Raw genomic sequence first — 14,109 nt, forward strand, 5'->3', positions numbered from 1 at the left:
GCCACCGGCTGGATCGCCTGGAACAACACGGACTACGACGACCTGTGGGACCGCTCGCCCTACGACCACCATCCCTTCGAGATGCACTTCGGCATCACCGACCACGCGGGTCGGCCGAAGGAGCCGCTGCGCGAACTGGCCGCCTTCGCGCGGGTGCTGGAGCGCGTCGACTTCGCGCGCTGCCGCCGTACCGACGCCGACGCGGCGCTGGTGGTGCCCGCGTTCCTGGAGCGCGGCTACCCCTACAGCAGGCCCGCCGACCGCCCGCTGATCTTCACCTCGCTGCACCAGGGGTACGTGGCCGCGCGCGCCGCCGATCTGCCGGTCGCGCTCGCCCGGGAGGCGGACGGGCTGCCCGCCGACGCGGCGCTGTATCTGCTGCCCTCCACGCGGCAGTTGACCACGCGCACCCGGCGTGAGCTGGAGCGGCGGGCCCGGGAGGGGGCGACGGTGTACCTGTCGTTCTGCTCCGGCGAGCACCCGACGACGCGCGGGCCGTGGTTCCACGATCTCGACGGGCTGTTCGGGGTGGAACTCCAGCTCTCGTACGGGGTGGCCGAGCCCATCGAGGACGACGTGCTGGAGATGACGTTCACCGAGGACTTCGGCTCCCTCGCGGCGGGCGAGACGCTGCGCTTCCCGGTCGCGGGGAACGAGGACAGCCGCGCCTACCTGCCGGTCGTCCCGGCCGGGGCGCGCGTCGTCGCCACCGACGCGCACGGCCGCCCCGCGCTGCTGACGTACGAGACGGGCCGGGGCCGTACGGTCCTGGCGACGTATCCGCTGGAGCACATGGCGGCCCGCACCTCCCGGGTCAACCCGGAGGAGACCCACCGGCTGTACGCGGCGCTCGCGCGGATCGCGGGCGCGGCGCGGCCGGTGACCGTCGACACGCCGTACGTCGCGGCGGACACGCTGGTGCGGGAGGACGGGAAGCGGTTCGTCTGGCTGGTGAGCCAGGCGGACGAGGAGCTGACCGTACGCCCCGACGCCGACGGTGAACTCCGCGATCTGGAGAGCGGGGAGCCCGTACGGGACGTGGTCGTCGCGCCGTACGGGGTGCGGGTGCTCGAACTGGGCTGACCGGGGCCCGCTCCCCCGCCCTCCCACGTCTCGCTCTGTCCCGTACGTCCGTCCGTACGTCCGTACCCCGTGCTCCGTACTTCCGCCGTTCTGCCGAGGGGATCCCTCCCATGTCCCAGCCCCGCTACCGGAACCCGGCCGCGCCCGTCGCCGACCGCGTGCGCGACCTGCTCTCCCGGATGACGCTCACGGAGAAGGTGGGCCAGGTCAACCAGCGCATGTACGGCTGGGACGCCTACGCGCGCACGCCCTCGGGCCACCGCCTCACCGAGGCGTTCCACGCCGAGGTCGCCGCGTACGACGGCATGGGCGCGCTCTACGGGCTCCAGCGGGCCGACCCGTGGTCGGGGGTGACGTTCGCGACGGGCATCGGCGCGGCCGACGGCGCCCGGGTCTCCGACGCGGTGCAGCGGCACGTCGTGGAGAACACCCGGCTCGGCATCCCGGTCCTGATGGTCGAGGAGATGCCGCACGGCCATCAGGCCCTGGACTCCGAGGTGCTGCCGGTCAACCTGGCGGTGGGCGCGACCTGGGACCCGGAGCTGTACGAGGAGGCGGCGGCGCTCGCGGCGGCGGAACTGCGGGCGCGCGGCGGCCATGTCGCGCTCGTGTCGGCGCTGGATCTCGTCCGGGACCCGCGCTGGGGGCGGGCGGAGGAGTGTTTCGGCGAGGACCCGTATCTGGCGGCCCGGTTCACCGAGGCGCTGGTGCGCGGGGTCCAGGGTCCCGGTGCGGGGCGCGGGCGCGGGCCCGTGGCGTACGGCGCCGACCGGGCGGCGGTGGTCCTGAAGCACTTCGCGGGCCAGGGCGCCACGGTGGGCGGGCGCAACAGCGCGGCCACCGAACTCGGCCACCGCGAGTTGCACGAGATCCATCTGCCGGCCGCGCTGGCGGGGGTCGAGGCCGGGGCGGCGGGGGTCATGGCCGCGTACAACGAGTTCGACGGGGTGCCGTGCGCGGCCAGCCGGGAACTGCTGACCGGACTGCTGCGCGAGCGCTGGGGTTTCACCGGTCTGGTGATGGCGGACGGCGAGGCGCTCGACCGGCTGACCCGGCTCGCGGGGGGTCCGGTGGCGGCGGGTGCGCTCGCCCTGGAGGCGGGCACGGATCTGAGCCTGTGGGACGACAGCTTCCCCCGGCTGGCCGAGGCCGTACGGCGTGGGCTGGTGCGCGAGAGCGCGCTGGACGCGGCGGTCGGGCGGGTGCTCGCGCTGAAGTTCCGGCTCGGGCTGTTCGAGCGGCCGTACACGGGCGAGCGGCCCGGGACCTACGGGACGGCTTCCGGGGCAGCGTCTGGGGCGGCTTCCGGAGTGACGTCCGGGGCGGCTTCCGGAGTGACGCCCGATCCGGCGCCCGGGGCGGCTTCCGGGGTGACGCCCGATCAGGTCTGCGCGCCGCAGGCCGTTCCTGGCTCCCGGCTGCGGGAGTTGAGCCTGCGGATCGCCCGCGCCTCGGTGGTGCTGCTGCGGCACGACGGCGCCACCCTGCCGCTGCCGGAGAGCGCCCGCAGGATCGCCGTCATCGGCCCGAACGCCGACTCCGTACCGCAACAGATCGGCGACTACACCGCGCCCCAGCCCCCGGGGAGCGGCGTCACCGTCCTGGCCGGGATCGCGGCGGCGGCGCCGGAGGGCACCGAGGTCGCGTACGCGCGCGGCTGTGACCTCGTCGGCGGCGATCCGGCGGGCATCCCGGCGGCGGTCGCGCTGGCCGCCGCCTCCGATGTGGCGGTGCTGGTGCTGGGCGGATCGAGCGCGCGGGAGTCCGGCACCCGCTTCGACTCCAACGGGGCGGCGGTCGTCAGCTCGGCCCGTCCGGTGGACATGACCTGCGGCGAGGGTGTCGACCTCGCGGAACCACGGCTGCCCGAGGGCCAGTCGGCGCTGCTGAGCGCCGTGGCGGCGACCGGGACCCCGGTCGTCGTGGTGCTGGTGCAGGGCCGCCCGCACGCCGTGCCGCAGGAGCCTGCCGCGCGGGCGGGGGCGGTGCTGAGCGCCTGGTACCCGGGGCCCTGGGGCGGGCTCGCGGTCGGCGAGATCCTCTTCGGCGCGGCCGGGCCCACGGGGCGGCTGCCCGTCTCCGTACCGCGCTCGGCGGCGCAGCTGCCGGTGTTCTACAACGGGAAGGACCACGGCTACCGGGGGTACGTCGACCAGCCCGCCACCCCGTCGTACGCGTTCGGCCACGGCCTGTCCTACACGACGGTCGAGTACGGCACGCCCCGGCTCTCCCGGTCGTCGGTCGCCGTCACCGCGTCCGCCGGGATCCCGGCACTGACCTGTGTGGTGGAGGTCGTCAACACCGGGGCGCGGCCGGTGCGCGAGACGGTGCAGCTGTACACGCGCCGGGTGCTGGGCGGTTCCTCGTGGCCGCGCGTGCGCGAGCTGCGCGGGTTCCGCCGGGTGGAGTTGGCGCCAGGCGAGCGCGCCGAGGTGTCCTTCGCCGTCGACACGCCGACGCTGGCATCCGTCACCCGCTCGCTCGAACGGGCCGTGGAGCCGGGGACGTTCGAGATCGAGACGGGTCCCTCGTCTGACCGGACGCTCGGGGCGCGGCTGACGGTGACGGCCGAGCCAGGACAGGGCTGACCGGCCGACCGGCGTGGGGGGGACCTGTCCCGTACGCCCGCACCGCTCTTTTGAGCAACGCGACGTATCTTTTGACGGTTCATAAGAAAGTTTCCGAGGTTCGCACCGAACCTATGGACAGTCCCCATGGGGCGCCCTAGTGTCTCGGCTCACCGGGCAAGTGTTTCGTCGCGGTAACACCACGACGGCCCGGCAACCCCCTTAGAGGCCGCGCGAATAGGTGGGGCGGCGTCGCGGGGCGATGGGCGGCGCCTGGCGGCGTTGTCGTCGGTCCACGACGCTCCGCGTCGCCTCCCTCCTCCGCCTTGCCATGCTTGCCCCTCACCCCGCTCCTTCCTCCACCCCACCTATCCGCGCGGCCTCTTACTCCCACCTCTTTGTACGTCTCCCCCCACGGCCGGGCCGCGCGCCCGTGCCAGGCGTCGCGCGTCCACCGGAGTCCCGATCGCGTGATCCACGCGGTCGCGGTCGCAGCTGAAGGGAAGCGATATGAAGATCCGTACGTTCATCGCCACCGCGTCACTGGCGTCGCTGGTGGCCTCGGGCGGGCTGGTGGCCCTCGCCGGCTCCGCCCAGGCCGCGCTCACCACCACCTGTGTCGGGGACGGCGGCGCCGTCACCGTCAACACCGACCTGGTGGTACCCGCCGGGAAGTCCTGCACCCTGACCGGCACCAAGGTCAAGGGCACCGTGACGGTGGAGCCGGGCGCCGATCTCGTGGCCGCGGGCGCCACGTTCAACGGGGCGGTCGAGGTGGGCGCCGACGCGTATCTGGACCTCACCGACACCACCGTCAAGGGCGCCCTCAACGCCCGGTCCGCCTTCGGCACCCACCTGGAGGAGACCACCGTCAAGGGCGGGATCAGCGCCCAGCGGGGCTTCGTGTACGCGGTCGACTCGACGCTCGCCGGGGCCGTCAAGGGCGAGGCGGGCGAGCTGTACGTCTCCGGCAGCACCCTCTCCGGCTCCCTCACCGGCGAGAGCAACCAGTACACCGACGTGTACGACTCCAGCGTCAAGGGCGCGCTCACCGTCAGCGGCAACACGCTCGGCGGCATCCTGTGCGCCAGCGAGGTGCACGGCAACACCGTGTACAAGGACAACAAGGACGCGCTCCAGCTCGGCGGCGAGGGGCTGCTCGGCTCCTGCCGGGGCGCCACCTACCTGGGCGGCGACCTCGCGGTCACCGGCAACACCGCGAACGCCGTACTCGACAACACGATCGTCCGGGGCGGACTCACGGCCACCGGCAACACCCCCGTGCTCAAGGTCGGTGACCTGGCGCGGGTGCGCGGCACCACGACCGGTGAGACGGCGGCGGCCGGAGCCTCGGCCGCCCGTAGTGCCAGGGCAGCCGTCCAGGACCGCGGCGGCGAGCTGGCCGCGAAGGCCGAGGAGCGCGCCGCCGCGGCACGGGCGGACGCCCGCGCCGCTGGCAAGTCCCGCCTGTAGGGCCGCCGCCCGCTCGCCCCGTACGCACCCCTGCGCCCGCCTCCCCCATGCCGCCTGCCCTCGGCGGCCGGGGGCAGGTCGCGGCCCCTTGCTCCCCGCGGCCCTTCGACGGGCCTCCCCCGCACCTCTTCACACCTCATTCCTCAAGGAGTGACCGTGAGCCATTCGTCCAAGTCCTTCGACCGCAGGGACTTCCTGCGGGCCACCGCCGGCACCACCGTGGCGCTCGCCGCCGCCTCGGTCACCGGTGTCGCGGCGGCCACCTCCGCCGCCGCCGCGACCGGCGCGCCGTCCATCCCCAAGGACCGCATCGGCATCCAGCTCTACAGCATCCGCGACAAGGTCAGCGCGCTCGGTTTCGCCGTCGTGCTGACGGAGCTGGCCCGGATCGGCTACCGCGAGATCGAGTTCGCGGGCTACACCCAGAACACCTCCGTCCTGGGGCGGCAGATCACCCTCCCCGAGATCCGGCGGATCCTCGACGACAACGGGCTGCGCGCGGTCGGCAGCCATGTCGGCATCGGCAATCTGCGCTCCAACCTCCAGGGCGAGCTGGACGCAGCCGAGATCCTCGGCATGCCGCACGTCGGCACGGCCAACGCCCCCTCCAACAGCAACACGGTGGCCGGGTATCTCGCCGCCGCCGAGGAGTTCAACGCCTGGGGCGCGGCGGCCACCGCGCGCGGCCTCAAGCTCTACCAGCACAACCACGCGGGCGAGTTCGCCTTCGCCACCGACCAGCCGTCCGTGCGGCTGTACGACGTGTTCCTCAAGAACACCGATCCGCGCCATGTCTATCTGGAGCTGGACATCTACTGGGCGTACGTCGGCCAGTACCGCTACCCCGGGTTCGATCCGGCCGCGTACGTCCGTAACCAGCCCTACCGCTACCCGCTGTTCCACATGAAGGACGGCGACACCAACCCGTCCAACGCCAACGGCTACGACATCGTGGAGTTCGGCGCGGGCGACCTGCCGTACGAGAGGTTCATCCGCGACATCGGACCCCGCGCCGCGCACGTCGGCATCTGGGAGCAGGACACCGCCCCCGGCACGCTGCCCGACCCGCCCGGTTCGCTGGGCGCGGCGCAGCGCAGCTACACGGCGCTGAAGGGGCTGCTCGGATGAGAAGACGCAGACCGGCACGCGCCCTGAGACGGCTGATCACCGGAGTCCTCTTCCTGGCCCTGCCCGCGCTGGGCGGTGTGGTGGCCGTCGCGCCCGCCGCGCAGGCCCACGAGGGCCACGAACACGCCCTGGACTGGGCCAACTACGAGAAGGTCACCCTCACCAAGGACACCGGCGAGCCCATCGACCTCGCCGTGCTGCCCGACAGCCGGGTGCTGCACACCGCCCGCAACGGCGATCTGCGGCTGACCGACCCCGGCAGTGGTGTGACGAAGATCGTCAACCACGTCGACGTGTACCAGAACTCCGAGATGGGCCTCCAGACCGTCACCCTGGACCCGGACTTCGCCACCAACAAGTGGGTCTACCTCTACTACTCGCCGCCGCTGAACACCCCGGCGGGCTCGGCGCCGCTCCAGCTGCCCGCCGGGCAGGACGACTCGTACTGGGAGCGCTGGGAGGGGTACGAGTCCCTCACCCGCTTCAAGTGGACGGGCGACGAACTCGACCTGTCCACCGCCCAGGAGATCATCCGGATCCCCTCCAACCGCGGCCAGTGCTGCCATGTCGCCGGTGACGTGGACTTCGACGCGGACGGCAATCTCTACCTGTCGACCGGCGGCAACACCCCGGCGTCCGGGCCCAACGTCAACGGCTACACCCCGATCAACGACGCGCCGACCTACAACCCCGGTCTGGACGAGCGGCGGGGCGCAGGGAACACCAACGACCTGCGCGGCAAGATCCTGCGCATCACGGTCGGCGAGGACGGCGGCTACACGGTGCCGGAGGGCAACCTCTTCGCGCCGGGTACCGCCAAGACCCGGCCCGAGATCTTCGTGATGGGGCTGCGCAACCCCTTCCGTATGACGGTCGACCGGGAGACCGGCGCCGTGATGTGGGGCGACTACGGCCCGGACGCCGGTACGGCGGACCCGGACAGGGGGCCGATGGGGTACGTCGAGTGGCAGACCACGACCAAGCCCATGAACAGCGGCTGGCCGTTCTGCGCGGGCGACAACTCGCACCCCTACCGCGACTTCGACTTCGCGACGCTCACCCCGGGACCGGCCTTCGACTGCGCCGCGCCGGTCAACGACTCGCGCTGGAACACCGGGCTCTCCGAGCTGCCGCCGTCCGTACCGGCCACGCTCTGGTACGGCGACCGCGACACCGACCAGCCCTGGCCCGAGCTGACCGCCTTCCGCGGTCCCGGCGGGCCCGGCGGGCAGGCGCCGATGGCGGGTCCCGTCTACCACTACGACGCGGACAACCCGGCCCCGGGGAAGTTCCCCGAGTACTGGGACGGCAAGGCGTTCTTCGGTGAGTTCTCCCAGGACTACGTGGCCGCCTTCACCCTGGCGGGCCCGGACGGTCCGGTCACCAAGCTGGAGAACGTCCTGCCCAACAGCGAGCGTTCCGCGAACGGGATCCCGCCCTGGGACAACCCGATGGACCTGGAGTTCGGCCCGGACGGCGCGCTGTACGTGCTGGACTACGGCGACGGGTTCTTCCGGCAGAACCCGGACGCGGGCCTCTACCGGATCGACTACGCGGAGGGCAACAAGGCGCCCACCGCCGTGATCAAGGCCGATCCGACCTCCGGGCAGGCCCCGCTGACGGTGTCCTTCGACGCCACCGCGTCCACCGATCCTGAGGGCGGCGAACTCACCTACCAGTGGGATCTGGACGGTGACGGCGTCTTCGACGCCACCGGTCCGCGTGCCACCCGCGGCTATCCGGACAACGGCCAGTTCCAGGCCCGGCTGAAGGTCACCGACCCTCAGGGCAAGACCGGGCTGAGCAGCCGTCAGATCACGGTCGGCAACACCGCGCCGACCGTGGCGATCACCTCACCGCCCGACGGCGGCTTCTTCAACTGGGGTGACGCCGTGCCGTACGGCGTCGACATCGAGGACGCCGAGGACGGCAAGAACGTCGACTGCGCCAAGGTCGCCTGGACCTTCGGCCTGGGCCACAACCAGCACGGCCACCCGGTCAACAGCGGCACGGGCTGCTCGGGTGCGATCGTGACCCCGACCGACGCGGGCCACGGGGACACCGAGAACGTCTTCGGCGTCCTCGGCATCGCCTACACCGACAAGGGCGCGAACGGCGTGCCGCCGGCTACCGGCGACGCGCAGGTGATCCTCAACCCGGCCCTCATGCAGGCCGAGCACTACGACTCCGCGGAGGGCGTCACGATCAGCGACGACGCCACGGCCTCCGGGCAGCGGAAGGTGACGTCGTTCGACGCCGGGGACTGGATCGCCTACGACCCGGTCTCGTTCGCCGGCATCGACGGGGTGCGGACGCGGGCGAGCGGAGCCGGGACCCTGGCGCTGCGCTGGAACGCGGCCGACGCCGAACCGTTCGCGACCGTCTCCGTACCGGCGGGCGAGGGGTGGCAGACCGTCGACACCACCCTCGGCAAGGCGCCTTCGGGGACCGGCGAGCTGTTCGTCACCTCCTCGGGCGGGGTCGAGCTGGACTCCCTGACCTTCCTCGGGCCGGGGGTGGCGGACAAGACGCCGCCGAAGGTGAGCGCCACGCTGAACCCGCCGCGTCCCAACGGTGACAACGGCTGGTACACGGGCAACGTGACGCTGAACGTCACCGCGACCGACAACGGCACGGTGAGCAGCCGTCAGTACTCGGTCAACGGCGGTACCACATGGCTGTCGGCCACCTCCGCCGTCACCCTGTCCGCCGAGGGCGCCACCACCGTCCTCTACCGGGCGACGGACAGCGGCGGCAATGTCTCCGAGACCGGAAGCCTGACGGTACGGATCGACCGGACCGGCCCCGCCGTGACGGTCACCGGACTGGACGAGGGCGCCGCGTACGGCGACTCGAAGCGGCCGACGCCGGTGGTCACGGCCACCGACGCGGTCTCCGGCGGCGCCACGGCGAGCGCCACCCTGGACGGCGCGCCGCTCGTCTCCGGGCAGCCGCTGGAGCTGTGGCGGCTGCCGCTGGGCGGCCACGAGGTGAAGGTGACGGCCCGCGACCGGGCCGGCAACACCACGGCGAAGACGGTGCGGTTCACCATCCGTACCTCCTTCGACGACCTGGCGGCGCTGCTGCCCGCGCTGCGTGCCGACGGACTGGTGTCGGCGCAGGGGCTCCAGCGTCTGACGGTCCGGCTCGACCAGGCGCGCGAACACGCCGAGGCCGGGCGGGCCGGCCGGGCGGCCACGGTGCTGGAGTCGTTCGCCGAGTCCGCCGGTGAGGCGGCGCTGGTGCCGGACGAGGCGGCGGGCGCCGCACTCGCCCGGGACGCGCGGGCCGTCAAGGCGGCGCTGGGCTGAGCGAGGGCCTGAGGTGAGCGCTGTCCCCGCCGCGGTGGCGGGGACAGCGCTCGCCCGGCTCTGCCCGGCCGTGCTCACCCGGCTCTGCCCGTGCTCGCCCGGGGCCTGTCCGGCTCTCCCTCGGGTCTGCCCGGATCTCCCGCCCAACTTTTGCCAGGGAGAACGAAAGTTGCGTACGGTCGCACCATAAGTGCCTGTCACCGAGCGGGCGTTCCGGGAGCGAGGAGTGAGCCCGTGAGTGAGCGCGTCAGCGTTCCGTACCGCGTCCTGAGCCTGCTGCGCGACAACGGCCCGCTCTCCCGGGCCCAGCTGTCCGACCGGCTGGAGATCCCGCGCCCCCGGCTCCTGGCGGAGCTGGACCGCATGGTCGCCGCGGGCAAGGTGCTGGAGGCGGGCCCGGCCGCCTCGCGCGGCGGCCGGCGCTCCACCCTCGTCCAGCTCGATCCGGGGCTGCGGTTCGCCGCCGTCGACCTCGGCGCCAGCTCGCTCGACATCGAGATCACCGACGGCGGTCTGGAGCCGGTGGCCTCCTACTCGGAGGCGGCGGACATCCGCTCGGGCCCGGTGGCCGTGCTGGACCGGGTCAGCGAGATCCTCCACGGGCTGGCGGCCCAGGGGCACTACACGCGGCTGGACGCCATCGGTATCGGGCTGCCGGGTCCCGTCAGCTTCCGCGACGGGGTGCCCGTCTCGCCGCCGATCATGGTCGGCTGGAACCGCTATCCGGTGCGCGACACCCTCGCCAGGGAACACGGCTGTCCGGTGGTCGTCGACAACGACGTCAACGTGATGGCGCTCGGCGAGCGGCACAGCGGGGTCGCCAGGACCGTCGAGCATCTGCTCTTCGTCAAGATTGGCAGCGGCATCGGCTCGGGTATGCAGCACCACGGCCGGATCTACCGGGGCGCGGAGGGCTGCGCGGGCGACATCGGCCATATCCAGATCGAGGCCGGAGGACCGGTCTGCACCTGCGGCAACACCGGCTGCCTGGAGGCGTACTTCGGCGGGGTCGCGCTGGCCAGGGACGCCACCGCCGCCGCCCGTTCGGGACAGTCGCCCGCGCTGGCCGAGCGGCTGGCCGAACGGGGGACGCTGAGCGCCGTGGACGTCGCGGAGTGCGCGACGTCGGGCGACACCGCCTGCGTCACCCTCATCCGCGACGGCGGCCACCGGGTCGGACAGGTCCTCGCCACCCTGGTCAGCTTCATGAACCCCTCGATGATCGTGATCGGCGGCGGTCTCACCGGGCTGGGCTACGTCCTGCTCTCCGAGATCCGCAGCGTCGTCTACAAGCGGTCCCTGCCGCTGGCCACCGGCAACCTCCCGATCGTCATGTCCGAACTCGGTCCCCGCGCGGGCGTGGTCGGGGCCGCGCTGCTGGCCAGCGAGCTGAGCTACGGCGGGCAGCCGGGACAGCCGCGGGACCCGGTGGCACCGGCCGCGTCCGGCCACCTCTGAGCGGGTCAGGCGCGCGGGGCGGCCGTGTCGTAGGACGGGTGGCGGCTCGCCCCAGGGGGCACGAGGGGCACCTCACGCACGCGCCGGTCCGGTCGGCGGTACGCCCTGGTGGTGGGTGGTCGCGACGGTCCTCGTGGCGCTCGCCGTGGCCGTCGCCGTCACCCGGCGCCACGAGCTGGTCGCCGCCGTCCGGCTGATCCGTGAGGTCCGGCCGTACCGCCTGGTGGCGGGCGGCCGGGTGCGAGGCGGCCCCCCTGCTCTGTCTCGCGGCGCTCCAGCGCCGACTGCTGCGCGCCGGGGGCGTATGGATACGGCTGCGCGCCATGGCCGCGCTCGTGCCGGCGGGCAACGCCATCGCGGGCGCGCTGCCCGGCGGAGCCGCGTTCGCCGCCGCGTGGGTCTTCCGGCGGCTGCGCCGCAGGGGCGTCGGCGGCGCGGTCGGGCTGAGCACGGAGCAGGCGATCGCCGTCACGCTCCTGTACCGGGTGGTGAGTTACTGGGCGCTCCAGCCGGTCGGCTGGGCGTGCGGGCTGGGGCTGGCGCTGGCCGACCGGCGAGGCGGCGGGACGGCGGGACGGGCGGCGCCCCAGGCGCCTCCAGCACCCCAGGAACCCCCGGCGTCCCCGGGAGTCCCGGCGCGACGGGGATCTCCGGGGCGTCACCCCCGTAACGCCCGCACGACCGGCACCCCAAGGGAGAAAGGCGGTCATATCCGCCTCAAGATGCTCAAAGCGTCGCGCTATGACTACTCTTTACTCGGTGGCTCGATCAGACAACAGGATCGCGATCGTCGCACGCGACATGCCGGACCGGTGAGCACTCCCGCTCCGGCGCCTCCGGGCCGCCGCTTGACCGGCCCACCCGGCCGCCGTCGACGCCTCCGGGCCCGAGCCGGGGCCCTCCTCCCACAGGAAGAGGAATCGAAACATGAAGCCCAACCGCATCCGCACCACCGTCGTCGCCGTAGCCGTGGCGGCAGCGCTCCCGGTCTCCCTGGGCGCCATGGCGCCTCAGGCGCTCGCGGCCACTCCGACCCCCAGCACTCCGTCCAGCACCGGCGCCAGCACCTCGCCCTCGCCGTCGTCCAGCGAGTCGACGTCGCCCGGCGCGGCCGTACCGTTCGGCCCCGACTGCTCCTCGGTGCCGAAGACGGGCAGCGGAAGCCTGAAGGAGATGGCGAAGGAGAAGGTGGCCACCGCCGCTTCGCACAATCCGCAACTGGCCACCCTGGTCACCGCGCTGAAGAAGGCCGGGCTGACCGACACGCTCAACTCGTCCAAGCACCTCACCGTCTTCGCGCCGACCAACGCGGCGTTCGAGAAGGTCCCCAAGGCCCAGCTCGCCAAGTTGCTGGCCGACAAGGCGGAGCTGGCCAAGGTCCTCAAGTACCACGTGGTGGACAAGACGGTCACCCCCGACGAGCTGCCGAAGGGCACCTTCAAGACCCTGGAGGGCACCGACCTCACCACCTCGGGCTCCGGCTCGACGTTCAAGGTCAACGACACCGCCGACATCGTCTGCGGCAACATCAAGACGGAGAACGCCACGGTGTACCTGGTCGACTCGGTGCTGATGCCGAAGTAGTCCGGGACCGCACCGGCCCGACCCGACCGCCCGCCGACCGCCGCCCGTACCACGGGATCCCACGGATCCCCGGTACGGGCGGCGCGCTCGTTCCCGTTTCCCGGCAGCACCCGGAAAGACGGAAAAAGACTTATTCGATTTCCGCGCATGACCCCCTTCACGACGGGCAGACGGCTGCTCGGAGGTTGATAACAATGGTTCCCCTGATAGTCGTTCTTCTGCTCGCCCTGCTCCTCTTCGGTGTGGGCTTCGCCATCAAGGCGCTCTGGTGGATCGCCGTGATCGTGCTGGTCGTATGGCTGCTGGGCTTCGTGGTGCGCCCCGCCGCCAGCGGCGGAAAGCGCGGCCGGTGGTACCGGTGGTAGAGAGACGGACGAAAAGAAAGCACTGAACGGCGCATATCCACGCGCACGGAAAAGAAGTGGCAGAGGCCCGGACGCACACCGTCCGGGCCTCGCCGCGCGCATGGCCGCATAAGCATGCCCCCTCACGGATAGTTTCCCCATGGCAAAGATGCGCGAATTCCCCGGGATCCGCGCCGTCCGCGCGGCGACCCCGGCACCCCCGGCCCACGAGCCGCGCCCCGCCGGGCCGGGGACGCGGGGGCGCCTCCACCCTGAGCTGCACTTGTCACGGTCAGCGATGTTGTGCGTACATTGAGTGGCGTACGACTCCGAGGGATGGCGGGGGTGGTCAGCCGTGGGGGATGTGTCAGGTTCCGTACTCAACAGGTCGACGCAGTCGGTGAGCGCGGCGCGGGAGGACCCGGTGGACGCGCCGCATCCGCCGGGCCGGCCCATCCGGGGCGTACCGGAGGTGACGGCGGCGCTGACCGCGCTGGTCCGCTCGGCGCGCCGGGAGATGCTGATCTTCGACGATCCGGGCAGCTGTCCTGGCGAGTGCGTCCCGGACGAGTTCGCCGAGTTCGCCGGCGCCTGTGTACGGGCGGCGGGTGACCACGTGTGGCTGGAGAGCGGGACCGGTTCCACCGTCGCGACGGGCGGCAGGGGCCGACGGCGGCGGCGCTCCCCCTCGGTGGGCGTGCGCAGGATCGTCCCGCGGCACGGACCGGCGGCGCTGCCGTACTCCGTCCCCCGGCAACTGCCCGGCAGGGCGCGGCAGACCGAGTCCATCCCGTTCAAGATGATTCTGGTCGACCGCTCCGTCGCGGCGGTCCCGCTCGATCTCCAACTCCACTACCACGGGCTGCTGTTGATCCGTGATCCCGTGGTCGTCCAGGCCCTGGTGCGCACCCACGAGACCTGGTGGGAGACGGGCGAGGACCTTCCGGCTGCCGGGCCGCGCGCCCCGGGCGGCCTGACCACGCGGTTACGGCCGGTGCTGGAGGCCATGGTGGCCGGGCTCACCGACGAGGCGGCGGCGACACGGCTGGGCATGTCCGGCCGCACCTACAGCCGCCGGGTGGGCGAGGTGCTCGCGGTCCTCGGCACGACGAGCCGCTTCCGGGCGGGTGCGGAAGCGGCTCGGCGCGGCTGGATCTGAGC

8 protein-coding genes and 1 pseudogene are annotated in these 14,109 nt (G+C 72.7%); all 9 read left to right on the top strand.

Annotated elements, in window-relative coordinates:
* Positions 1-1,083, top strand: a pseudogene (locus DVH02_RS17005) (beta-mannosidase); the annotation flags it as partial.
* A gap of 110 nt (positions 1,084-1,193) precedes the next feature.
* Positions 1,194-3,671, top strand: a complete 2,478-nt coding sequence (locus DVH02_RS17010) for a glycoside hydrolase family 3 N-terminal domain-containing protein (protein ID WP_114624662.1) — start codon at positions 1,194-1,196, stop codon at positions 3,669-3,671.
* 489 nt (positions 3,672-4,160) lie between these two features.
* Entirely contained in the window at positions 4,161-5,123 is a 963-nt protein-coding gene (locus DVH02_RS17015) for a hypothetical protein (protein ID WP_114624663.1), read from the top strand.
* A 156-nt stretch (positions 5,124-5,279) separates the two neighbouring features.
* Positions 5,280-6,251, top strand: coding sequence for a sugar phosphate isomerase/epimerase family protein (locus DVH02_RS17020; protein ID WP_114624664.1), 972 nt, complete (start codon positions 5,280-5,282; stop codon positions 6,249-6,251).
* Complete coding sequence (locus tag DVH02_RS17025) at positions 6,248-9,562, top strand: PQQ-dependent sugar dehydrogenase (RefSeq protein WP_114624665.1); 3,315 nt, start codon at positions 6,248-6,250, stop codon at positions 9,560-9,562. Before DVH02_RS17020 ends, DVH02_RS17025 begins: the two co-directional genes overlap by 4 nt.
* A gap of 234 nt (positions 9,563-9,796) precedes the next feature.
* Positions 9,797-11,020 (top strand): ROK family transcriptional regulator, encoded by a 1,224-nt coding sequence (locus tag DVH02_RS17030; RefSeq protein ID WP_114624666.1) that lies wholly within the window; start codon positions 9,797-9,799, stop codon positions 11,018-11,020.
* Between the two features lie 927 nt (positions 11,021-11,947).
* Positions 11,948-12,604 carry a fasciclin domain-containing protein gene (locus DVH02_RS17035; RefSeq protein ID WP_114624667.1) on the top strand — a complete coding sequence of 219 codons (657 nt, stop codon included), beginning with the start codon at positions 11,948-11,950 and terminating at the stop codon, positions 12,602-12,604.
* Positions 12,605-12,798: 194 nt separating this feature from the next.
* The gene (locus tag DVH02_RS17040; RefSeq protein WP_114624668.1) at positions 12,799-12,969 is read left to right on the top strand and encodes a hydrophobic protein; all 171 of its coding nucleotides are present in this window, start codon (positions 12,799-12,801) and stop codon (positions 12,967-12,969) included.
* 334 nt (positions 12,970-13,303) lie between these two features.
* Entirely contained in the window at positions 13,304-14,107 is an 804-nt protein-coding gene (locus DVH02_RS17045) for a helix-turn-helix domain-containing protein (protein WP_233518277.1), read from the top strand.
* The last annotated feature ends 2 nt before the right edge of the window (positions 14,108-14,109 follow it).

Source organism: Streptomyces corynorhini, assembly GCF_003346515.1.
GTDB lineage: Bacteria > Actinomycetota > Actinomycetes > Streptomycetales > Streptomycetaceae > Streptomyces > Streptomyces corynorhini.

Coding starts and splice junctions, on each gene's coding strand:
- DVH02_RS17010 (WP_114624662.1), top strand. CDS start 1,194: ATGTCCCAGCCCCGCTACCGGAACCCGGCCGCGCCCGTCGCCGACCGC.
- DVH02_RS17015 (WP_114624663.1), top strand. CDS start 4,161: ATGAAGATCCGTACGTTCATCGCCACCGCGTCACTGGCGTCGCTGGTG.
- DVH02_RS17025 (WP_114624665.1), top strand. CDS start 6,248: ATGAGAAGACGCAGACCGGCACGCGCCCTGAGACGGCTGATCACCGGA.
- DVH02_RS17035 (WP_114624667.1), top strand. CDS start 11,948: ATGAAGCCCAACCGCATCCGCACCACCGTCGTCGCCGTAGCCGTGGCG.
- DVH02_RS17040 (WP_114624668.1), top strand. CDS start 12,799: ATGGTTCCCCTGATAGTCGTTCTTCTGCTCGCCCTGCTCCTCTTCGGT.